This window comes from Streptomyces sp. NPDC003027, from assembly GCF_053591435.1.
In genome coordinates this window covers 41,230-62,483 of the sequence record NZ_JBSFTU010000024.1, presented here as the reverse complement: position 1 = coordinate 62,483, position 21,254 = coordinate 41,230, and the positions used below count along the sequence as shown (strand labels likewise).

Genomic DNA, 21,254 nt, shown 5'->3' with positions numbered 1-21,254 from the left:
CGTTCCGTCAGATGCGTAAGGTGATCGGGTGAGCGAGCAGAAGCAGGCACAGCAGCACGTCGTGATCGTGGGCGCCGGCATGGCGGGAGTGCAGACCGCCGTCGCCCTGCGCGAACAGGGCTTCGCGGGCCCCGTCACCCTGATCGGAGCCGAACCGCACCAGCCCTACGACCGGCCCCCGCTCTCCAAGGCGGTGCTCCTCGGCAAAGCCGAGGACTCGGCCTTCGACGTCGACTTCGAAGCACTCTCCATCGAGCTGCGCCTCGGCCTGGAAGTGACCGGCCTGCGCGCCGAAGCCCACGAGGTCGACACCGAGGCCGGACCCGTGCCGTACGACGTCCTCGTCATCGCCACCGGAGCCCAGCCGGTCACCCTGCCCGGCACCGAGGGCGTGCCCGGCGTCCACCTGCTGCGCACCCTCGACGACGCCGCCCGGCTCAAGCCCGTCCTGGAGCGGCGCCACGACATCGTGGTGGTCGGCGCGGGCTGGATCGGCGCCGAGTTCGCCACCGCCGCGCGCGAGGCCGGCTGCGCCGTCACCGTCGTCGAGGCCGCCGACCGCCCGCTCGCGGGCGCGCTGCCCGCCGACGTCGCCGCCCCGATGGCCCGGTGGTACGAGGAGAGCGGCGCCGCTCTCCTCACCCACGCGCGCGTGCGGCGGATCGAACCCGGCAGCGTCGTCCTGGCCGACGGCCGGACGCTGCCCGCCGACGCCGTCGTCGTCGGCATCGGGGCCCGGCCCGCCACCGACTGGCTCGACGGCTCCGGCATCGCCCTGGACGCGGGCGGCGCGATCACCGCCGACGACCGGCTCAGGACCTCCCTGCCCGACGTGTACGCCGTCGGCGACTGCGCCTCCTTCCCCTCCGCCCGCTACGAGGAACGGCTCCTGGTCCACCACTGGGACAACGCCCTCCAGGGACCGCGCACGGTCGCGGCCGACATCATCGGCGAGACCCCCCGGGTCTACGACCCGGTGCCCTACTTCTGGTCCGAGCAGTTCGGGCGCTTCGTCCAGTACGCCGGGCACCACACGGGCGCCGACGAGCTGGTCCGGCGCGGCGACCCGGCCGGCGCCTCCTGGTCCGTCCTCTGGCTGCGCGCAGGCGTCCTGGTCGCCCTGCTCGCCGTCGGCCGCCCCCGCGACCTGGCCCAGGGCCGCAAACTCATCGAGGCGGGTATGAGGGTCGCCCTGGAGCGGGCGACCGACCCCTCCGTACCCCTGAAGGCGGCCGTCGAATAGGGCCCGACTTCCGACTGTCGGTCCGGGATGGCAGGCTGGTGCCGTGACCGAGATTGACGCAAGAATCGATGCTCTCGTCCCCGCCTGGCTCTACCTCCCCGACATCGCCGAAATGCTCGGTGTCGAGGTGACGCGCGTCCGGCAGCTGGTCAAGGAGGGCCAGCTGATCGCCGTACGCCGTGGTGAGAACAGGGCGCTTCAGGTCCCCGCCGCCTTCATCGACGGCGACAAGGTGGTCAAGGGCCTCTCCGGGACCCTGACGCTCCTGAAGGACGACGGCTTCACCGACGAAGAGATGCTGGAGTGGCTCTTCACTCCCGACCCGACCCTGCCGGGCACGCCCGCGCAGGCCCTCAGCGAGAATCGCGGCACGGAGGTGAAGCGCCGCGCCCAGGCGCTCGCCGTCTGACGCACACCGAAGACACCACAGGAGATCCCGTGGGGCCGGCCCGCCCGGCCCCACGGGACCGCCGCAGCCAACGGGGGGAAGCACCCATGTCCACGCCACGCGAGCGGCTCGCCGACGCCCGGCTCTACCTCTGCACGGACGCCCGCAAGCGCCAGGGCGACCTGCCCGCGTTCCTCGACGCCGTGCTCTCCTCCGGCGTGGACATCGTGCAGCTCCGCGACAAGGGCATGGAGGCCGGCGAGGAGCTGGAGCATCTCGCCGTCCTCGCCGACGCCTGCCGCAGGCACGGCACACTGCTCGCCGTGAACGACCGCGCGGACGTCGCCCACGCCATCGGCTCCGACGTGCTCCACCTCGGCCAGGGCGACCTGCCCGTGCCCGCGGCCCGGGCCATCCTCGGCAACGAGGTGCTGATCGGCCGCTCCTGCCACGCCGAGTCCGAGGTGGCCGCGGCCGCCGCCGAACCGGGCGTGGACTACTTCTGCACCGGACCCTGCTGGCCCACCCCCACCAAGCCCGGGCGGTACGCCCCGGGGCTCGGGCTCGTGCGGTACGCCGCCTCCCTGGAGGCCGAAGGACAGGACCGGCCCTGGTTCGCCATCGGCGGGATCGACGAGACCACCCTCGACGAGGTCCTGGACGCGGGCGCCCGGCGCGTCGTCGTCGTCCGGGCGATCACCGAGGCCGACGACCCGGCCGCGGCGGCGGCCCGGCTGGCCAAGCGGGTCCGCGAAAGGGCCAACGGATGATGTCCATCTTTCGGACTCCGCTCCATCGGCGGGGGCACCCCGTCTAACCTGCCCGTATGGCCCTTGGTACCGCTTCCACCCGCTCGGACCGCGCACGCACGGTCCGCGACATCCTCGCGTCCGGCAAGTCCTCGTACTCCTTCGAGTTCTTCGCGCCCCGGACCGAGAAGGGCGAGCGGAGCCTGTGGAACGCCCTGCGAAGAGTCGAGGCGGTCGGACCGAGCTTCGTCTCCGTCACCTACGGCGCCGGCGGAACCACCCGTGGCGGGACGGTCAAGGCCACCCAGCAGATCGCCGCCGACACCACCCTCACGCCGGTGGCGCACCTCACCGCCGTCGACCACTCGGTCGCCGAGCTGCGCAACGTCCTCGGCCAGTACGCCGACGCCGGGATCCGCAACATGCTCGCACTGCGCGGCGACCCGCCGGGCGACCCCCTGGGGGAGTGGGTGGAGCACCCGCAGGGTGTCCAGTACGCCGCCGACCTGGTCCGGCTGATCAAGGAGTCCGGAGACTTCTGCGTCGGCGTCGCCGCCTTCCCCGAGATGCACCCGCGCTCCACCGACTGGGACACGGACATCCGGCACTTCGTGGACAAGTGCCGCGCCGGCGCCGACTACGCCATCACGCAGATGTTCTTCGACCCGGAGAACTACCTCCGGATGCGCGACAGCGTGGAGAAGGCGGGCTGCGACACGCCGATCATCCCCGAAGTCATGCCCGTGGTGAACGTCCGGACCCTCGACCGGCTGCCCCAGCTGAGCAACGCGGCCTTCCCCGCGGCCGTGAAAGAACGCATCCTCGCCGTCAAGGACGATCCGGCCGCTGTACGCTCCATTGGCATCGAGTTCGCGACGGAGTTCTGCGCGCGTCTGCTCTCCGAGGGTGTCCCCGGACTGCACTTCATCACGCTGAACAACTCCACCGCGACGCTCGAGATCCACGAAAACCTCGGACTGCACAAGCAGCCGTGACCGGCGTACCCGCCCCAGACCCGCGGCGGTGGCCGTAGGAGAGGGGCGGGCATGGGGTGGACGGTCCTCTACATCGCGTTCGGTGTCGTCGCGTTGTGGCTGCTGGGTGAGGTACTGCTGCAGTACAAGGCACGGCTGCGCTGGCGCGTGCTCGCCTTCTGCGGCTTCCTGGGCGTCGTCCTCGGCGTCCTGCTGCCCTCCGTCCCGGTGATCATCGCCGGGGCGGTGGCCTTCGCCGTCGGACAGACCTATGTGACGCTCTCCTTCCGCCGCGGCTTCTCCACCGGCTGGGCGCTCGGCGGCAGGCCCGGCGCGAGCCGCCGCCGCAGGTCCGCCGCCGCACCGGCCGGGACCGCGGGTCCCACCCTGGAGGTCACCGAGGTCTCCTACGAACCGGTGGACCCCGAGCCCGCGGCCGCCGAGACCACCGCCGTCTACGCACCCCAGCCGATGCCCGACGAGACGGGCCAGTACGGCGTCTACACCCCCGCGTACGACCACGCGGCAGCCCAACCCGAGGCGCAGGCCGCCTACGGCGCGGGCTACGACCCGTACGCGACGCCGGGCCACGAACAGCCCGCGTACGAACAGCCCGCCTACGACTACGGCAGCGCGCAGCAGCAGTACGCCGCCTACTCCGACCCGTACATCGGCCCGGGCACCGACGGCCAGCAGTACACCTCGTACGACTACGGCACGCCCGGCCGGCAGCCCTACGTCGACCCCTACGCGCCCTCCTACACCTACGACACGCCGCCCGGCGGCGTCTGGGTGCCGCAGCAGCGGGACGGCGAACAGCCCGCCGAGCCGCAGGACCAGGAGTACTACGGCAACGGCAACGACCAGCAGTACCGCTACTAGCGCCTACTGCGAGCCGCGGAAGTCCGCGCCCTCGACGATCAGTCCGGCCACGAGCGCGCCCGACATCCCGGCGTGGGGGAGCCCCCCACCGGGGTGGGCCCAGCCTCCCGCGACGTACAGACCGGGGAGCGGGAAGCGGTTGGCCGCGGGCAGGAACCGGCCGCCGCCACCGGCGAGCGCGGGGCCGGGGACCTCACGGGCTCCCGTCTCCCGCAGGGTGTCGTCCGGGGTGCGGACCTCCTGCCACAGGAGCCGCTCACGGAGCCGGGGGACGGCCGCCTCGGCCTGGGTGACCATATGCGCCGCGACCGCCCGCCAGTCCTGCTCCGGTGAGGTGGTCACCGTCGCGGTGACGGTCACCGACTCATGGCCGTCGTCGGGTCGCAGGGCCGGATCGCCGGGCCGCAGCACCGTCACGGTGGGCCGGTCCCCGGCCGCGTGAACGACGGTGCGGTGCACGGCGTCGGCCTCCCGGGACCCGCGCAGGGCCAGACAGACGGTCACCCGGCCGGTGCCGGGGAGCTGGTGGTGCGGCAGGTCGTCCTGGCGGTCCCACGCGACGATGTGGTCGCGGTGGAGAGCGGGCACGGGCGCGCCCGAGACCACATGGTCCGCCTCGACGGACTCGCCGCCCTCCAGCCGGATCCCGCTCGCCCGGCCGTCCTTCTCCAGCACCTCTTCGACGCGCGCGTCGAAGACGAACTCCACCCGGCGCTTCAGGCACCGCTCGTACACCGCGTCCGCGAGCGCCCGGATGCCGCCCCGCACGTACCAGCTGCCGAACGTCTGCTCCATGTACGGCAGGACGGCGGCCGCCGCCGGGGCGGTGGCGGGATCGAAGCCGTACGCCGTCGCGTACGAGTCGAGGAGCGCGGCGAGCCGGGGATCGCGCAGCTCCCGTGCGCCGATCCCGGCGAGCGTGGTCGTGGGGCGGCGCAGGAACCCCGTCTTCAGGGCCGGGTAGGGCTCGCGGCCCAGGGCGGCCGGTTCCCCCGGCTGAGGCTCCTCCAGGAGCGGGCGCCGGGTGCGGTCCCAGGCCTCGCGGGCCCGGACCATGAAGTCGCCCCAGCGCTCTCCCGCGCCGGAGCCCAGCGCCGCGTCGAGGGCGGAGACCGTGCCCGCGCGGGAGGCGTTCGGAAGGTCGACCCTCGTGCCGTCGGCGAAGACATGGCGGCTCGCCGGGTCGACCTGCGTCAGTTCGACGAGGTCCTCCAGCGGCTCCCTGCCGGTCTTGACGAACAGATCGCGGTAGACGGCGGGCAGATGCAGCAGCCCCGGACCCGTGTCGAAGCCGAACCCGTCGCGCTCGAGGCGGCGCACCGCGCCGCCGTAGGTCCCCGTGCGTTCGTACACCGTCACCCGGTGGCCCGCCACGGCCAGCCGGGCGGCCGCCGCCATGGCGCCCATGCCGGCGCCGATCACCACAATCCGTGCCATGCCAGGGACTTTATCCGCCGGCGCGGACAGCTGAGTATCCGTACTCAGGCGAGGAGATGAGTAGATGCACGGATGGGTTTTGACCTGCGCGGACGAGAGAGTGGGGACCACGGAAGGGGCGCGGCTCCGCAACCGCCGACACGGGGCGGCGGATCGGGGCCGTGCACCATCCGGAACGGGGGTGCACGGGGGCACGGGGGAGTGCCACGGGGGTACGGAAAGATCGCCGGTCCGGCGAGGCTCGGGGGGATCGAGCCTCGCCGGACCGGCGTCTTTCTCCGTCCGGGGAGTTGCCGACCCCGGGAGCCTGGTGGCCCCGGGGCCGGACCGGCGGGTGCTAGTGCCGCATCAGGCAACGTTCGCCCCGTTCTGAGCGACGCGTGACCGTCATTCTGTGTGGGTGGCAGAACGAGTACGTGTGCGTGAAATCGACGATGCCGAGGGCAAACGACTGCTGCGGATCATCCGCAGGGGCACCGGATCGGTGGTGACCTGGCGGCGGGCCCAGATGGTGCTGCTGTCCGCACAGGGCATGCCGGTAGCGAAGATCGCTGAGGTGTCGTTCACCAGCGCCGACCGGGTCCGGGACGTGATCCACAACTTCAATGTCGACGGCTTCGACTCGCTGTACCCGTAGTACAAGGGCGGCCGGCCAGGACTTTCACGCTACCCGAGCGCCGCGAGATCAAGAAGATAGCGAAGTCCAAGCCGACCGAGCACGACCTGCCGTTCTCCACCTGGAGCCTGACCAAGCTGGCGGACTTCCTGGTCGCCGAGGGGGTGGTCGACGACATCAGCCACGAGGGCCTGCGCATCCTGCTCCGCGAGGAGGGCGTCTCCTTTCAACGCCTGGAGATCTGGAAAACCTCCCGCGACCCCGACTACGCGGCCAAGAAGGCCGGCGTCGAGCTCCTTTACGCAATCGCCGACAGCGAGGTCATACCCGAGGAGGGCGAGCCCGAAAGGGCGACCTACCAACGATACGGCGGAGTACGGCACCTGTTCGCCGCCCTGGACCTGGCCAAGCACAAGCTCTACGGCCACATCAAACCGGTCAAGAAGCGCACTCAATTCCTGGAGTCCTGCCGCTACCTTCGCACGCTCTACCCAACGGAAGTGCGGATCGCCATCGTCTGTGACAATTTCTCCCCACACCTGACCACAAAGAAGTGCCAGCGGGTCGGCACCTGGGCGGCGGCGAACAACGTCGAAGTCGCCTACACCCCGACGAACTCCTCCTGGCTGAACCGGATCGAGGCCCAGTTCACGGCCCTGCGCTACTTCACGCTCGACGGCACGGACCACGCTGACCACAAGGAACAGGGCAGCATGATCCGCCGCTACGTCATCTGGCGAAACCGCCACGCCGACGACCGGGACCTACGCGCCGTCGCCGACCGGGCCGACACTGCCTGATCCGGAAGCGCTATACGCCAGTGGTGCCGTCGATGCGTTCCCGGAGCAGGTCGGCGTGGCCGTTGTGGCGGGCGTACTCCTCGATCATGTGGACGTAGATCCAGCGGAGGCTGACGTCCTGCTCCATGAAGCGGCCGGTGTCGGTCAGAGCGCGGTCGGCGCAGTGCTCGCGGGCGCGGGCGATCTCCGCGTGCCAGGTGGCCAGAGCGTCGCGCAGGGTGGCGCCCTCGGCCAGCTCGAAGCCGCCGTCGGGGCCATCGGGGTCAGCCTGCGGGTCGTAGATGGGCGGGGCCTGTTCTCCGGCGAACACTCGGCGGAACCAGTTCCGCTCCACCTCCGCCATGTGCTGGACGAGGCCGGTCAGTGTGAAGTCGGACGGCGGCACGGATGCGACGGCGGCCTTCTCATCGTCCAGGCCCTCGCACTTCATGGCGAGGGTGGTGCGATGGAAGTCGAGCCAGCTTTCGAGCGTGGTGCGCTCGTCGACGTTCAGGGGCGGCATAGGGCGTTCGATGATGGCCACCGGTCGATTATCGCCAGCGGCCGAATCCGTCGGCAGGCAGGACCTCACAACGGGGCCAACGTTGCCCGATGCGGCACTAGCGGCCGCTCACGCGCCCGTGCAGCAGCCGCGAGAGGGCGCTGTGGACGTCGTCGATCGAGCGCTCACGCTGGAACGCCTGCCAGTCGAGGGCGGCCACCAGGACCATCCCGACCAGCGCCGCCGCCGTCAGCGGGATGTCGATCTCCTCGCTCAGCTCACCGGCCTCGACACCCCCGCGCAGGACGTCCTCCACGACCGCGACCGCCTGCTGACGGACCACCAGGAGAGTCTCGTTCCAGGCCCGGTTCGTCCGCCAGAGCTCGGCGACGTACAGCTGGGTGAAGGCCGGATAGCGGTCGATGAAGACCAGACCGGCCCGGATCATCGCGTCCAGCGCCTCGACCCGGCTGCCGCCCCGCTCCGCCGTGCCGTCGGCCGCGTCCCGCAGGGACGCGGTGAGCAGTCCGACGCCGTGCCGCAGCAGCTCCTCGAAGAGCTCGGTCTTGCTCTTGAAGTTGTAGTAGACCGTGCCCTTCGCGACGCCCGCGCGCTCCGCGATCTCGTCCACCGTCGTCGCCGAGAAGCCCTGCTCGGCGATGAGGGTGACGGCGGCCTCGTAGAGCTTCGCGCGCGTGGCCTGGCGTCTGGTGCTGCTGCTGTCCATGGGCTCGATTCTCACAGGTCCGGCGGATGTCACAGGGACGGTCTCACAAGGACAGTTCGGGGTGGAGCCGGTCCAGCGTCCACACCTGCTTCTGCCGGGCGGAGACGGCGGTCAGCGCCAGCGCGCCCACCGTGAACGCGGTCAGCACCGCGACCGCCTGCCAGACCGGCCCGATCCCACCGCCCGTGATCAGCCGCCGCAGCGCCTCGACGACGTAGCTCATCGGCAGGAAGGGATGGATGGCGTTGAAGAAGCCCGGACTGGTCTGGACGGGATACGTGCCGCCCGCCGAGGTCAGCTGGAGCATCAGCACGGCGAGGACCAGGATCCGCCCCGCCGCCCCGAAGCGAGCGTTGAGCCACTGGATGATCGCGGCGAAGCAGCAGGTCACCAGGGCGAGGAAGCTGACCGTCCCGGCGGCCCTGGCCATCTGCAGGCCGAGCCCCCAGTGCAGCACGGACATCAGCGCCGCGACCTGGAGCAGCCCGATCGCCGCGACCGGCAGCCAGCCGGCCAGCGCGATGCGCCAGGCGGAGGCGCCGGCGGCGAGGGCGCGCCGGTTGAGCGGCTGGATCAGCATGTACGCCACCATCGCGCCGACCCAGAGGGAGAGCGGGATGAAGTAGGGGGCGAAACCGGTGCCGTAGTTGGGCGCCTTGTGCAGCGACTGGGAGGCGAGCTCGACCGGGTCGGCCATGACCTCCGTACGGCGGTCGCGGTCGTCCTTGTCGTAGTCCGGGATCTTGGTGACGCCGTCGCTGAGTCCGGTGGCCAGCTCGCCGGACCCGTCGACCAGCTTGTACAGACCGCCGTCGAGGTCGCCGGCGCCCTTCTTGAGCTTGCCGACACCCGTGTCGAGCCTGGTGGACCCGGACTTCGCGGAGGTCAGGCCGGTGTGCAGCTCGTCGGCGCCCTTGGCGACCTTCTGGGCGCCGGTGTTGAGCTTGTTGATCTTCTTGACGGCGCCTTCGAGGTCCTCCTCGAGGTTCGGCGCGGCCTTCTCGAGGTCCTCGGCCTGCTTCTGCAGGGTGGCGAGCTGCCCGTCGAGCTTCTTCAGATCCCCGGTGTTGTCCTTGGTCAGTTCGTGCAGGTCGTCCGCGATCTTCGCCACGTCGTCGGCCGTGACCTTGGCCTCCTTGAGCGTCGGGCAGGTCGTGGGGTCCGGCAGCGGGTTGTCCACGCACTCCTTGCGGTGGAGCGCTTCGAGCTTGTCGTCGGCGACGTGCGCGGCGCTGCGGGCCACGGGGGCGCGCCTGACGAGGTCGTCCAGGTCGTGGCGGACGGCCTGCGCGGAGTCGGCCACCAGGCGGGCCGTGTCACCGATCGTCTTGCCGTTGTTCTTCAGGTACGGGCGGAGCTTCGACGCCTTGCCGTTGACCTTGTCGGCCAAGGCCTGGGTGCCGTCGGCGACCTGCCGGGAACCGGTCTCCAGCTCGGCCGCGCCCTTGTCGAGCTTCTTCAGCCCGGAGGCCAGGTCGCCGCTGCCCTTCTTGGCGTTCGTCAGCCCGTCGGCCAGGTTCTTGGAGCCCTTCTTCGCCCTGTCCGCGCCGTCCTTGAGCTGTCCGGCGCCCTTGGCGGCCTTCTCGGTCGCGTCGTGGATGTCGGAGAAGGAGATGAAGATCCGGTCCAGGAAGGAGCGGGAGGACTTGGTGGAGGCCGCGGTGCGGACCTCGGAGAACACCGTTCGGGAGATCTGCCCGACGATGTAGTTGTTGGCGTCGTTCGTACGGACCTTCAGGGCACCCGTCTCGGGGGCGTCACCGGAGCTGGAGGCGATCCGGCTGCTGAAGTCGCCGGGCATGGTCAGCGAGAGGTAGTACGTGCCGTCCTCCACGCCCTCGCGGGCCTCGGCGTCGCTCACCTCGTGCCACTCGAAGACCTTGCTCTCGCGCAGTCCCTCGGTGATGTCCTCACCAGCGTTGATCTTCTTTCCGGCGGCCGTGGCGCCCCGGTCCTCGTTGACGAGCGCGACGGGTATCCGGTCGAGCCGGCTGTACGGGTCCCAGAAGGACCACAGGTACAGCGCGCCGTAGAGCAGCGGCAGCAGCAGGATCGCGACGAGCGCGGCCCGGGGCAGCTTTCCCCTGCCGAACCGCTTGAGCTCAAGCGCGGCGAGTTTCGGCGAGCGCATCGGCCGTCCCCTCCTCGTTGGTGTCTTCCTCGGCGGTGGTCTCGTCCTCGCCGGTGGTCTCTTCCCCGGCGGTGTCCGCTTCGGTTCCGTCCGCTCCCGGCCCGGCCGACCCGGACGTGTCTTCCCCGGCGGTGGGCACCGCCTCGGCCGCGCGCGGTGTCGTGGAGACCCTCAGGGCGTCGTCAGGCGCCTCGCTGCACACGGCGAGGACGGTGGTGCCCGCGTCGGCGATCGACCGCAGCAGCGCCCAGGCCTCGGCCCGGTCGGCGCCCGAGAGCTTGAGGTCCGCGTCGTCCAGGGCGAGCAGCCGGGGCCGTCCGATCAGCGCGAGGGCGAGGGAGAGGCGCAGCGCCTCCAGCCGTTCCAGATCCCGTACGGAGGTCCGCCCGGCCTTCGGCAGCGCGTCCAGGTCGAGCCCGGCGGCCGTCAGGGCCCGCTCGGTCCTGGCCCTGGAGGCGGCGGCCCGCTCGGCGGGCGGGCGGAGCAGGGCCCGGACGGAGCCGTCGTAGCGGCGCTGGAGCAGGGCACGCTCACGCAGGTGCTCGGCGACGGTGAAGGCCGGGTCGAGGTCGCTGACCCCGGGAACCGGGCCCAGGGCGCTGATCCGCCGGACGGCGGCCATCTTGCGGGGCAGCCGGAACCCGGCGACCTCGGCGTGTCCCTCGTGCGGCTTCATCCGGCCGGTGAGGGCGAGCAGCAGGCAGGTGCGGCCCGAGCCGGACGGCCCCTCGATCGCGACCAGCGAGCCAGGTCCGGCCCGGAAGCCGACGTCGCGGAAGGCCCAGCCGCGCGGTCCCTTCAGCCCGAATCCGTCCGCGACGACGGCGGCGCCGTGCGGCTCCGCGGGGTTCGCTTCCACGGATCCCACCCCCACTCTCCCCATTTGAACTGACCGGTCAGTGCAAAAACTTAGCGCTGAACCGGTAGTTCAGGCAAAAGCGCAGGTCAGAGCGATTGTCAGTGGGGGCGTCCACGATGGATACATACGGCCACAGCGCCGTCACACGACGACAGGAGGCTCGTCATGGTCAGCTCCTCCGCGGCAGCCGCGCCCCGGCGCCGCAGCGGTTCCTCCCATGCCGAAGGCCATGGGGGAGGCCGCCCCGCCCCCGCACTGGTCGGACCCCCGTCCGACGTCCATCCCGTCCTGCGCCGCACCACGGCCCCGCCCGCCGCCCTCGACCTGCTCGCCAAGGCCCACGCCGGCCTGGACGAGGCGGCCGCGTACGACGTGCCCAACGAGCGGTACGCCACCGCCCACCTCGCCGCCCTGCGCACCGCCGCGGCCGTGCTCGCCGCCCGGGGCAGGCCCGAGACCCATCCGCGCAAACGGCAGCGCATACGCAGCACCTGGGACGTGCTCCCCGAGATAGCGCCCGAGCTCACCGAGTGGAGCGCCCTGTTCGCCTCCGGCGCCGAGCGGCGGGCGCGGGCGGAGGCGGGCATCGCCGGTGCGGCGAGCCGGCGCGACGCCGACGACCTGATCAGGGCCGCCGCCATGTTCCTGCGCCTGGTCGAGCGGATGCTCGCCCTCCAGCCGGTGCTGCCCCGCCAGCCCGGTGCGGGCGACGCCGCGAAGTGATCGGCGGGCGGCGCACGAGGCCATAGGGTGGGGGGTGTTCGTACCTGTCACCGAGGAGTCAGCAGCCGTGTCGGACCCTTCCCCTGTCTTCGGTCGAGAGGCGTCGTCGCGCCCGTCGCGCGCCTCCCTTCGCACCGCCGTCGTCTGGGACGTCCTCAAGGACGCCCTCGACCGCCGGGCCAAGGCGAGCGGCAAGGACAGCCTCGACGTCCTGGACACCGGCGGCGGCTCCGGCAACTTCGCCGTGCCGGTGGCCCGCCTCGGCCACCGGGTCACGGTCGTCGACCCCAGCCCGAACGCCCTGTTCGCGCTGGAGCGCCGCGTCGCCGAGGCCGGCGTGGCCGACCGGGTGGAAGGCGTCCAGGGCGACATCCACGGCCTGTTCGACGTCGTCGGACGCGAGGGCTACGACGTGGTGCTCTGCCACGGCGTCCTGGAGTACGTCGACGACCCGGCCGAGGGCGTACGCAACGCGGTCGCCGCACTGCGCTCCGGCGGCGCCCTCAGCCTGCTCGCCGCGGGCGTCGGCGGCGCCGTCCTCGCCCGCGCCCTCGCCGGTCACTTCACCGAGGCCCGCACCGCCCTGAGCGACCCGGCGGGCCGCTGGGGCGACGGCGACCCGATGCCCCGGCGCTTCACCGCGGACCAGCTCACCGGACTGGCCGACCAGGCCGGTCTGGACGTCGGCGCCGTGCACGGCGTCCGGGTCTTCGCCGACCTGGTCCCCGGGGTCCTGGTCGACACCGAGCCCGGCGCCGCGGAGGCCCTGCTGAAGCTGGAGGCGGCCGCCGCCGAACTGCCGTCGTTCCACGCCATCGCCACCCAGCTGCACGTGCTGGGCGACAAGCGCGCCTGACGCCCGCACCGCGGTGCGGGCCCGCCGGGGGCTCCCGGTCGCGCGCACCGTGCTGATCAGCGACGCAGCCGCACATGGAGTACGCCACAGACCCCCCGGTCGAAGGCTTCGCCCCGTATGATCGGGGGACACCATCCGGCATGACAGGCAGGGCGCTGGGGAATCAACGCCTCAGCAACCGAACCGCATGGCGGCCCGGAATGGCGATTAGGCGTTGAGGGCGGGTTTCACGGGGGCGATTCCCTGCCTATCCTGAAAGGGCCGCAAACCGGTCGCCCCCGCGACCGACGACTAGGAGGACTCCGTGCCGCTCTCGGAGCACGAGCAGCGAATGCTCGAGCAGATGGAGCGAGCGCTGTACGCCGAAGATCCCAAGTTCGCGACAGCGCTCGAGGGAAGCGGACTGCGTACGTACACCCGGCGACGGGTCTACCAGGCAGTCGCCGGCTTCCTGGTGGGTATCGCGCTCCTCATGGCCGGAATGGTCGCTCAGCAGATCTGGATCAGCGTGGTGGGGTTCCTCGTCATGCTGGGCTGCGCGGTCCTGGCGGTCACCGGATGGCGTAAGGCGCCCAAGCCGGGCGAACAGCAGGCGGCGGGTGGAGCGGCCGGCGGCCGTCAGCCCCGACAAGCGCGTCAGCGTCGCTCGATGATGAACCGGATCGAAGAACGGTGGCAGCGCCGCCGCGACGAACAGGGCGGCGGCCACTGACGGCGCCCTAGCGGGGGCACGGCCCCCCACACGACCCCGAGCCCCGCGGGCCGGCACCTTCCAGGTGCCCGAGCCTCGCGGGGCTCGTCGTTGTCGTGGTGCCCCTCATGGGCCCACCCGTCCCGCTCCCTGGCCCGCCCAGAACCAACAGGGGCCCGAGAGACCGGCCGTCCGGGGGTCCTGGGGACCGGCCCCCATGACCCCCGGCAGACCGTCAGCCCCGCTGGCGCGCGACCCGCTGGAGCGTCGCCGCCGCGCGGGCGGTCACGTCGCCCCGCCACGCCGACCAGCGGTCCGTCACCACCGACCAGCGGGCCGAAGCCGCCCACAGCACGCGGACGGCCGAGCGCGGCGCGAGCAGCGCCCGCAGCCTGGACCGGCGGCCCGACACCGTGTGGAAGCCCGCCCTGACCAGCGCGACCTCCTCCGCCAGACCCGTGGCCGGGCGCGGGTGCGGGGCATAGAGCACCTGCTCCACCGCGCGCGCGACCCGGTGCACCGCGTTCGCAGGCTCGCCCTCCAACCTGCCCAGGCGGACGATCCGCGCCGCCGCCTTCCGGGGCGTCATCGACTCGTTCGGCACCACCCCGTGGTCCCAGGCCGTGTCGTTGATCTCCTGCCAGACCGCCAGGGTCCGGGCCGACGCGTGCTCGGCGGTGCGGCCCGTGGAGCCGAGCCGCAGAGTCCGTACCCGCGTACGCCACAGCAGAGGTGACAGCGGCAGCAGAAGCACCACCGCCACGCCCAGGCACCACAGGAACACCTTCAGGAGGTCCACGCCGCCACCGCCGGACGTGTCACCCCCCGCCGCCGCCTCGGGGCCGCACTCGCCGAGGCGGCGCAGCTGCGCCGGGCAGCTGTCCGAGGCGCTCGGCGTCACCGACGGCAGCGCGGAGGCGCTGACCTCCGGCCGGGCCGATCCGGTCGGCGTACCCGCCGGGGCCTGCTGCCGGGTGTACTCCGGCGTGGAGCCGCGCGTCGGCGTCGGCTCGAACCGGATCCACCCCGCTCCCTCGAAGTACAGCTCCGGCCAGGCGTGCGCGTCGCGTATGCCCACCGACATCGTGCCGTCGGACTGCGCGGAGCCCGGCATGAAACCGACCGCGACCCTGGCCGGGATGCCCAGCACCCGGGCCATCGCCGCCATGGAGAAGGAGAAGTGGACGCAGAAGCCCTCCTTCTGCTTCAGGAAGCGCGAGATCGCCTGCACGCCCGTCCCCGATTCGACCTCGACGTCGTAGCGGAAACCGCCGTCGAGGGTGAACCAGTCCTGAAGCTTGACGGCCCGCTCGTAGTCGTTGTGCGCGCCGCTGGTGACCGCCAGCGCCGTCGACCTCACATCGGCCGGCAGCGAGCTGGGGACCCGGGTGTACTCCGACAGGAGCTTGGCCGGCGCCGGCGAGGCCGCGGCCAGCTGCCCGGCCGTCGGCTGCACGTCCAGGCTCGTCACCGTGTACCGCGCGCCCCGGGTGGTCTGCCGGTCGTCGCCCACGAGCATCCGCCCGGCCGGCTCGTACCGCCAGCGGCCGTCGATGTCGACCCTGGCCGCCGGGTAGGGCATCGGCAGCCACTTCTGCTCGTACGTCGTGGAGGCCACGAAGTTGCCCGTCACCTCGGTCGAACGGACCTCCTCGCCGAGCCCGTCCGGGCGCGGCAGCCGGTCCGGCACGTCCTGGATCGGGCGGACCGAGGACTTCCAGGAGGTGCCGTCGAACTGGTCGAGCGCCACCAGGCGCAGATACATGCCGTTGACGTCGGGCGCGTTGGTCCGGTAGCGGAGCACCTCGCGGTCCTCGGGCTGGCGGAGGTTGTCCTGGAGCGAGACCAGCGGGTTGACCGCCGAGATCGTGCCGCCCTTGCCGCCCGTGCCCGAGCCATCGCCCGGACCGTCGAACAGTCCGCCGCTGAGCGCGGGCAGCGCCGCCGGCACCACCAGCGCGATGCCCATGGCGAGCACGCCGATCCGCCTGCCGGTCCGCACCGGGGCGAGGACCTGCCCGCGGTCGGCGCCGCCGGCGCCCCGGCCTCCCGTGCGCGGCACGCCGCCGAACACCCGCCCCCACTGCGAGAGCCGGTCACGGCCCTCCGCAAGAAGGAGCACCAGATAGCCGGAGGCCGCCAGCAGGAACCACAGCCGGCTCGCGCCGCCGTCGGAGAGCCCCGCGGCCACCGAGTACAGCGCGAGGAGCGGCAGACCGGAGGCGGCGGCGCTGCGGAAGGTCACCGCGAGCGCGTCCACCAGCAGACCGATCACCAGCACGCCACCGACCACCATCAGCCGGATGCCCTCGGTGTCCGGCGCCGGGATGGCGTACCGACCGATGTCGGCGGCCCCCGCCTCGAACAGCGCGGCGAAGTGCGCGAAGGCCTGCGGCCCGGGCAGGAAGCCGAGCAGCGCGTGCCCGGAGGCGAAGACCAGGGTCACCGCCAGGAGGGTCACGACGGCCTGGGCCGTGACCGTCAGGGGCCGGGCCAGCGGTACCCGCCGGGTGAACACACCGACCCCGCTCTGCACCGCGAGCAGGATCGCCGCCGTGAAGATCCATGTCGCCGGCCGCACCAGCGGAAGCAGTGCGCCCGCCGCCATCAGCGTGGCGGCGTACGAGCCGAGCGTCAGCCGCCCGCGACCGCTCATGACCGTCCTCCCAAGGTGTCACCCGCGGGGCTGTCCACCGGCAGCCCGCCGGCCTGCCGCCACAGGTCGGCGAGCCGGGCCCCCGGGGGCACGGCCAGCGCCGTCCAGCCGGCCTCACGCAACTGCCGCAGCCGCTCGTCGGTCTTGCCGCTCACCGCGCCGCCGGTCAGCCAGCTGTCGCTGTCCAGGACGAACGCGACGGCCGCGCCGCTGCGCTGCCGCATGCGGGCGGCCAGGGCGGCCTGTTCCTCGTCGATGTCGCCGAGGAACGCGATCAGCAGGCCTTCGTTGCCGCCGCGCAGCACGTCGTACGCGCGCGAGAGACCTGCCCCCTCGGAGTGGTCGACGACGGCGAGGGTGTCCATCATCAGACCGGCCGCCGCGGCCGAGTCCTGCGACGAACCGGCGAAGCCCTCGGTGCCCTCGCCCGGCACCGCGCTGCCGGTGTCGGTGAGCAGCCGCACCGCGTAGCCCCGTTCCAGCATGTGCCCCAGGGCCGAGGCGGCGCCCGAGACGGCCCACTCGAAGGCCGAGTCGGGGCCGGCGCCCTGGAAGGCGATCCCGCGGGTGTCGAGCAGCACCGTGCAGCGGGCCCGCTGCGGCTGCTCCTCCCGGCGGACCATCAGCTCGCCGTAGCGTGCGGTGGAGCGCCAGTGGACCCGGCGCAGGTCGTCGCCGTGGCGGTACGTGCGGGGGATGATGTCGTCGTCCCCGGCCAGCGCCAGCGAGCGCTGCCGCCCGTCGCCGTACCCGGCCGCCTCGCCGGCCAGTTTCACCGGCGGCAGCGGTTCGGTCCTGGGGACGACGGTGAGGGTGTCGTACGCGCTGAAGGAGCGGGTCAGCTCGCACATGCCGAAGGGGTCGCTCAGCCGGAGCTGGAGCGGCCCGAGCGGGAACCGGCCGCGCAGGTCCGAGCGGACCCGGTACGACACCTCGCGCCGTCCGCCCGCCTCGACCCGGTCCAGGACGAACCGGGGCCGCGGCCCCAGCACGTACGGAACGTGGTCCTGGAGCATCAGCAGGCCGGTGGGCAGCCGCGAGACGTTCTCCATGCGCAGATGGACGCGGGCCTCGGAACCGACGGTCACCCGGTGCGGGGCGAGCCGCCGGCTGCCGGCGACCTGGTAGCGGGTGCGGTACAGGGCGGCGGCGCAGACCAGCGGCAGCACGGCGAGCAGCAGCCCGACGCGCAGCAGATCGCCCTGTCCGAGGACGTAGGCGCAGACGGCGGCGGCGACACCGGCGGCGAGGAAGGAGCGGCCGCGGGTGGTGAGCCCGCTCAGGGCGGCCCGTGGACCGCCCCGCTCGTCGCTCGGCCGGCCGCTCCGGTCGCCACCCCGCTGCCCCTCCGGTGCGGCAGCGGTCGTCATCACAGCTGCCGGATGCCGGGCTGCTGCTGGCCGTAGAGCGGGCCGGCCGGCGGGGCTACGGCCGGCGGTGCGACGGGCGGGGCCGTGGCGGGCACGGGCGTGCGCTGGAGGATGTCCAGGACGACCTGCTCGGGCGTCCGCCGGTTGAGCTGGGCCTGCGCGGTGGGCATGAGCCGGTGGGCGAGGACGGGCACGGCCAGCGCCTGGAGGTCGTCGGGCAGGACGTACTCCCGGCCGCTGAGCGCGGCGGACGCCTTGGCGGCGCGGAGCAGGTGGAGGGTCGCGCGCGGGGACGCGCCGAGCCTCAGATCCGGATGGGTACGGGTCGCGGCGACGATGTCCACGGCGTACCGGCGGACGGCGTCGGCGACGTGGACCGAGCGCACCGCGTCGATCAGCTTCACGATGTCGTGGGCGTGCGCGACGGGCTGGAGGTCGTCCAGCGGGGAGACCGAGCCGTGCACGTCCAGCATCTGGAGCTCGGCCTCGGGGCTGGGATAGCCGATCGAGACGCGGGCCATGAAGCGGTCGCGCTGGGCCTCGGGGAGGGGGTAGGTGCCCTCCATCTCCACCGGGTTCTGGGTGGCGACCACCATGAACGGGCTCGGCAGCTCGTAGGTGTGCCCGTCGACCGTGACCTGCCGCTCCTCCATGGACTCCAGGAGGGCGGACTGGGTCTTCGGCGAGGCCCGGTTGATCTCGTCGCCGATCACTATCTGGGCGAAGATCGCGCCCGGCTTGAACTCGAAGTCACGCCGCTGCTGGTCGAAGATCGACACACCCGTGATGTCCGACGGCAGCAGGTCGGGCGTGAACTGGATACGGCGCACCGAACAGTCGATGGACCGTGCCAGCGTCTTGGCCAGCATCGTCTTGCCGACGCCGGGCACATCCTCGATCAGAAGATGTCCCTCGGCGAGCAGCACGGTCAGCGAAAGCCGTACGACCTCAGGCTTGCCCTCGATCACACCCTCCACCGACCGGCGGACACGCTCCGCTGTGGTGGTCAGATCTGCGAGGCTCGCTCGATCGTCATAGGTCGTCACCCGGCCCTCCTCGGCCCGCTCCAGGGCCGATGCGCGGCCCACCCCGAAACACGTACACCCGTCCCGGAGGGTTTCCGAAAGGTGTCACGCGAGCATTGTTGTTGCCTGTGGCGCCCGGTGTCACTTGCCTGTGGACAAGTGCGGGCGTTATGCCGGGGTTTGCCGGATTAAGCGGGGTCGATCTCGCGAAGAAGACCGGTCGTGACGTCGAAGACGAAGCCCCGGACGTCGTCGGTGTGCAGCAGGAACGGCGAGGTCCGCACCCGCTGCATCGACTGCCGGACGTCCTGCTCGACGTCACGGAACGCCTCGACCGCCCAGGCCGGCCGCTGCCCGACCTCCATCTCCAGGTCGTGCCGGAAGTCCTCCGTCAGCGACTCCAGACCGCAGCCCGTGTGGTGGATCAGGACCACGCTGCGCGTGCCGAGCGCGCGCTGGCTGATCGTGAGGGAGCGGATCACGTCGTCGGTGACCACGCCGCCGGCGTTGCGGATGGTGTGGCAGTCGCCCAGCTGGAGGCCCAGCGCGGCGTGCAGGTCGAGGCGGGCGTCCATACAGGCCACGACGGCCACGTTCAGGACGGGCCGCGCGTCCATGCCCGGGTCGGTGAACTCGGCGGCGTATCGCTCGTTGGCCTCGACGAGACGGTCCGTGACCGTGCCGGCGTTGCGAATCGCGTCGGCAGAGGTGTGCGCAGAGGTCGACATGGCATCGACGGTAACGGTCACAGGGGGTCCCGGCCCGCTGTGAGTCGGGACAAAGAACGTCAATGAACCTTGTTGTGAGGTAACCCACAGGAGTGAGAACACCAGGCCCGTACGGGTGAACCCTCCAGACCACCCCGCTCCGTCCGGTCCCGCGCGCGACGCGCCAGCCGGTTGATTGACCGGCGGGGCCCGTGGACTAAAGTGGCGCGAAGTTCACGGAGACATTGAGCGATATCAGCAGTTTCTCCCCCGCGTGTGCGGCGGTAGGGCCCGGTGACCCGGTGACACGTCCCGGCCGCGCCGGATCTGAGAGGGCGCATTGAGCAACGACCGACACGTCCCGGTGATGCTCCAGCGGTGCCTGGACATGTTGGCCCCGGCCCTGGAACGCCCCGGTGCGGTGGTCGTCGACTGCACCCTCGGCCTGGGCGGCCACAGCGAAGCCCTGCTCCAGCGCTTCCCCGAGGCGCGGCTCGTCGCCCTCGACCGGGACAAGGAGGCGCTGCGGCTCTCCGGCGAGCGCCTCGCCCCGTACGGGGAGCGCGCCACCCTCGTGCACGCCGTGTACGACGAGCTGCCCGAGGTCCTCGACCGGCTCGGCATCCCCAAGGCGGACGGCATCCTCTTCGACCTGGGCGTCTCCTCCATGCAGCTCGACGAGGCCGACCGCGGCTTCGCCTACGCGCAGGACGCCCCGCTCGACATGCGGATGGACCAGACGACCGGGGTCAGCGCCGCCGAGGTCCTCAACACCTACCCGGCGGGCGAGCTGGTCCGCATCCTGCGGGCGTACGGCGAGGAGAAGCAGGCCAAGCGGATCGTCTCCGCGATCGTGCGCGAGCGCGAGAAGGAGCCGTTCACCAACAGCGCCCGGCTGGTCGAGCTGATCCGGGACGCCCTCCCGCAGGCGGCGAAGCGCACCGGCGGCAATCCGGCCAAGCGCACCTTCCAGGCCCTGCGCATCGAGGTCAACGGCGAGCTGACGGTCCTGGAGCGGGCGATCCCGGCGGCCGTGAAGACGCTCGCGGTCGGCGGCCGGATCGCGGTCCTGTCGTACCACTCGCTGGAGGACCGGCTGGTCAAGCAGGTCTTCGCGGCGGGTGCGGCGACCACGGCACCGCCCGGCCTGCCCGTCGTCCCCGAGCGCTACCAGCCCCGCCTCAAGCTCCTCACGCGCGGTGCCGAACTCCCCACCGAGGAGGAGATCGCGGAGAACCGCCGCGCGGCCCCGGCCCGGCTCAGGGGGGCGGAGCGCATCCGGGAGGACGAGCGGTGAGCCGGGCACGCCAGGCGAACGAAGGCGAGCGGACGTGACACGGACGGGGCCGCTCAAGGGGCGGGCCGCGAGGCTCGGACGCTTCATGCCGTCGGGGCCCAGCACCGCCGCCCGTACCCCCTTCGTCCTGCTCGTCGTGCTCCTGCTCGGCGGCGGCCTCATCACGCTGCTGCTTCTGAACTCCTCCCTCAACCAGGGCTCCTTCAAGCTCAGCGAGCTGAAGAAGAAGACCACCGAGCTGACCGACGAGGAGCAGGCCCTCCAGCGGGACGTGGACGACTACTCCGCGCCCGACGCGCTGGAGCGGCGGGCCCGGGAGCTCGGCATGGTCCCGGGCGGCAGCCCCGCCTTCCTGGAACCGGACGGCACGGTCCGGGGCAAGCCCTCGAAGGCGTCCGCGCCCCAGCCCGACCCGGCCCCCACCGCGTCCGTGCCGCCCCCGGAGCCTCCGGCCGTCTTCCCTCCGGAGCTCTCGGCCGACGGGGCGGGCAGCGCCGCCGCGACCGGCGTCCCGCCGCCCGGCGCGTTCGCTCCCGCCCCCACCGGCCCCGCCCCGGTGGACCCGCCCGGAAGCACCCCGGGAACGGCCCCCGACACGCCCGAGACGACCGCGCCCGCCCCGACGACCTCCGGCAGGTGACC

19 protein-coding genes and 1 pseudogene are annotated in these 21,254 nt (G+C 72.3%); 11 read left to right on the top strand and 9 right to left on the bottom strand.

Annotated features, from left to right (window positions below; genetic code table 11):
- Positions 1-28 precede the first annotated feature (28 nt).
- From ACWDX6_RS18835 to ACWDX6_RS18815, 5 genes are all read left to right on the top strand, one after another.
- Complete coding sequence (locus ACWDX6_RS18835; RefSeq protein WP_451486018.1) at positions 29-1,243, top strand: NAD(P)/FAD-dependent oxidoreductase; 1,215 nt, start codon at positions 29-31, stop codon at positions 1,241-1,243.
- A gap of 43 nt (positions 1,244-1,286) precedes the next feature.
- Positions 1,287-1,652, top strand: a complete 366-nt coding sequence (locus ACWDX6_RS18830; protein ID WP_451486017.1) for an Rv2175c family DNA-binding protein — start codon at positions 1,287-1,289, stop codon at positions 1,650-1,652.
- A gap of 86 nt (positions 1,653-1,738) precedes the next feature.
- Complete coding sequence (thiE, locus tag ACWDX6_RS18825; RefSeq protein WP_451486016.1) at positions 1,739-2,401, top strand: thiamine phosphate synthase; 663 nt, start codon at positions 1,739-1,741, stop codon at positions 2,399-2,401.
- Positions 2,402-2,457: 56 nt separating this feature from the next.
- A complete protein-coding gene (gene metF, locus ACWDX6_RS18820) occupies positions 2,458-3,375 on the top strand; it encodes a methylenetetrahydrofolate reductase [NAD(P)H] (protein ID WP_451486015.1) in 918 nt (305 codons plus the stop codon).
- A 51-nt stretch (positions 3,376-3,426) separates the two neighbouring features.
- Positions 3,427-4,236, top strand: coding sequence for a hypothetical protein (locus ACWDX6_RS18815; RefSeq protein ID WP_451486014.1), 810 nt, complete (start codon positions 3,427-3,429; stop codon positions 4,234-4,236).
- 3 nt (positions 4,237-4,239) lie between these two features.
- Here the strand turns inward: ACWDX6_RS18815 and ACWDX6_RS18810 are convergent, their stop codons facing one another.
- A complete protein-coding gene (locus ACWDX6_RS18810) occupies positions 4,240-5,673 on the bottom strand; it encodes a phytoene desaturase family protein (protein ID WP_451486013.1) in 1,434 nt (477 codons plus the stop codon).
- A 400-nt stretch (positions 5,674-6,073) separates the two neighbouring features.
- On the opposite strand from ACWDX6_RS18810, the pseudogene ACWDX6_RS18805 reads away from it, so the two are divergent.
- Positions 6,074-7,089: pseudogene (locus ACWDX6_RS18805) on the top strand (helix-turn-helix domain-containing protein).
- Between the two features lie 10 nt (positions 7,090-7,099).
- Here the strand turns inward: ACWDX6_RS18805 and ACWDX6_RS18800 are convergent.
- The 4 genes from ACWDX6_RS18800 to ACWDX6_RS18785 form a co-directional block, all read right to left on the bottom strand.
- A complete protein-coding gene (locus tag ACWDX6_RS18800) occupies positions 7,100-7,612 on the bottom strand; it encodes a DinB family protein (protein WP_451486012.1) in 513 nt (170 codons plus the stop codon).
- A gap of 76 nt (positions 7,613-7,688) precedes the next feature.
- Positions 7,689-8,297, bottom strand: a complete 609-nt coding sequence (locus ACWDX6_RS18795; protein ID WP_356888929.1) for a TetR/AcrR family transcriptional regulator — start codon at positions 8,295-8,297, stop codon at positions 7,689-7,691.
- 43 nt (positions 8,298-8,340) lie between these two features.
- Entirely contained in the window at positions 8,341-10,428 is a 2,088-nt protein-coding gene (locus ACWDX6_RS18790) for a YhgE/Pip family protein (protein WP_451486011.1), read from the bottom strand.
- Positions 10,400-11,287: an ATP-binding cassette domain-containing protein gene (locus ACWDX6_RS18785; RefSeq protein WP_451486010.1), complete on the bottom strand. Its 888-nt coding sequence runs from the start codon at positions 11,285-11,287 to the stop codon at positions 10,400-10,402. Before ACWDX6_RS18785 ends, ACWDX6_RS18790 begins: the two co-directional genes overlap by 29 nt.
- Before the next feature lie 165 nt (positions 11,288-11,452).
- Here ACWDX6_RS18785 and ACWDX6_RS18780 point away from each other — a divergent pair, with 165 nt between their 5' ends.
- The 3 genes from ACWDX6_RS18780 (at position 11,453) to ACWDX6_RS18770 (ending at position 13,578) form a co-directional block, all read left to right on the top strand.
- Positions 11,453-12,010, top strand: coding sequence for an SAV_6107 family HEPN domain-containing protein (locus ACWDX6_RS18780; protein WP_451486009.1), 558 nt, complete (start codon positions 11,453-11,455; stop codon positions 12,008-12,010).
- 67 nt (positions 12,011-12,077) lie between these two features.
- The gene (locus ACWDX6_RS18775; RefSeq protein WP_451486008.1) at positions 12,078-12,866 is read left to right on the top strand and encodes a methyltransferase; all 789 of its coding nucleotides are present in this window, start codon (positions 12,078-12,080) and stop codon (positions 12,864-12,866) included.
- Positions 12,867-13,170: 304 nt separating this feature from the next.
- The gene (locus ACWDX6_RS18770; RefSeq protein WP_451486007.1) at positions 13,171-13,578 is read left to right on the top strand and encodes a DUF3040 domain-containing protein; all 408 of its coding nucleotides are present in this window, start codon (positions 13,171-13,173) and stop codon (positions 13,576-13,578) included.
- Between the two features lie 214 nt (positions 13,579-13,792).
- Here the strand turns inward: ACWDX6_RS18770 and ACWDX6_RS18765 are convergent, their stop codons facing one another.
- The 4 genes from ACWDX6_RS18765 to ACWDX6_RS18750 form a co-directional block, all read right to left on the bottom strand.
- The gene (locus ACWDX6_RS18765) at positions 13,793-16,213 is read right to left on the bottom strand and encodes a transglutaminase TgpA family protein (RefSeq protein WP_451486006.1); all 2,421 of its coding nucleotides are present in this window, start codon (positions 16,211-16,213) and stop codon (positions 13,793-13,795) included.
- The gene (locus tag ACWDX6_RS18760) at positions 16,210-17,583 is read right to left on the bottom strand and encodes a DUF58 domain-containing protein (RefSeq protein WP_451486005.1); all 1,374 of its coding nucleotides are present in this window, start codon (positions 17,581-17,583) and stop codon (positions 16,210-16,212) included. The genes ACWDX6_RS18765 and ACWDX6_RS18760 overlap by 4 nt, the downstream gene beginning before the upstream one ends.
- Positions 17,583-18,629: an AAA family ATPase gene (locus ACWDX6_RS18755; RefSeq protein WP_451486004.1), complete on the bottom strand. Its 1,047-nt coding sequence runs from the start codon at positions 18,627-18,629 to the stop codon at positions 17,583-17,585. Before ACWDX6_RS18755 ends, ACWDX6_RS18760 begins: the two co-directional genes overlap by 1 nt.
- Positions 18,630-18,796: 167 nt before the next feature.
- On the bottom strand, positions 18,797-19,336 hold the full coding sequence (locus tag ACWDX6_RS18750) for a beta-class carbonic anhydrase (protein WP_451486003.1): 540 nt from the start codon (positions 19,334-19,336) through the stop codon (positions 18,797-18,799).
- 319 nt (positions 19,337-19,655) lie between these two features.
- On the opposite strand from ACWDX6_RS18750, the gene rsmH reads away from it, so the two are divergent.
- Both rsmH and ACWDX6_RS18740 read left to right on the top strand, forming a co-directional pair.
- A complete protein-coding gene (gene rsmH, locus ACWDX6_RS18745; protein WP_451486002.1) occupies positions 19,656-20,612 on the top strand; it encodes a 16S rRNA (cytosine(1402)-N(4))-methyltransferase RsmH in 957 nt (318 codons plus the stop codon).
- 85 nt (positions 20,613-20,697) lie between these two features.
- Positions 20,698-21,252, top strand: a complete 555-nt coding sequence (locus ACWDX6_RS18740) for an FtsB family cell division protein (RefSeq protein ID WP_451486056.1) — start codon at positions 20,698-20,700, stop codon at positions 21,250-21,252.
- Positions 21,253-21,254 lie beyond the last annotated feature (2 nt).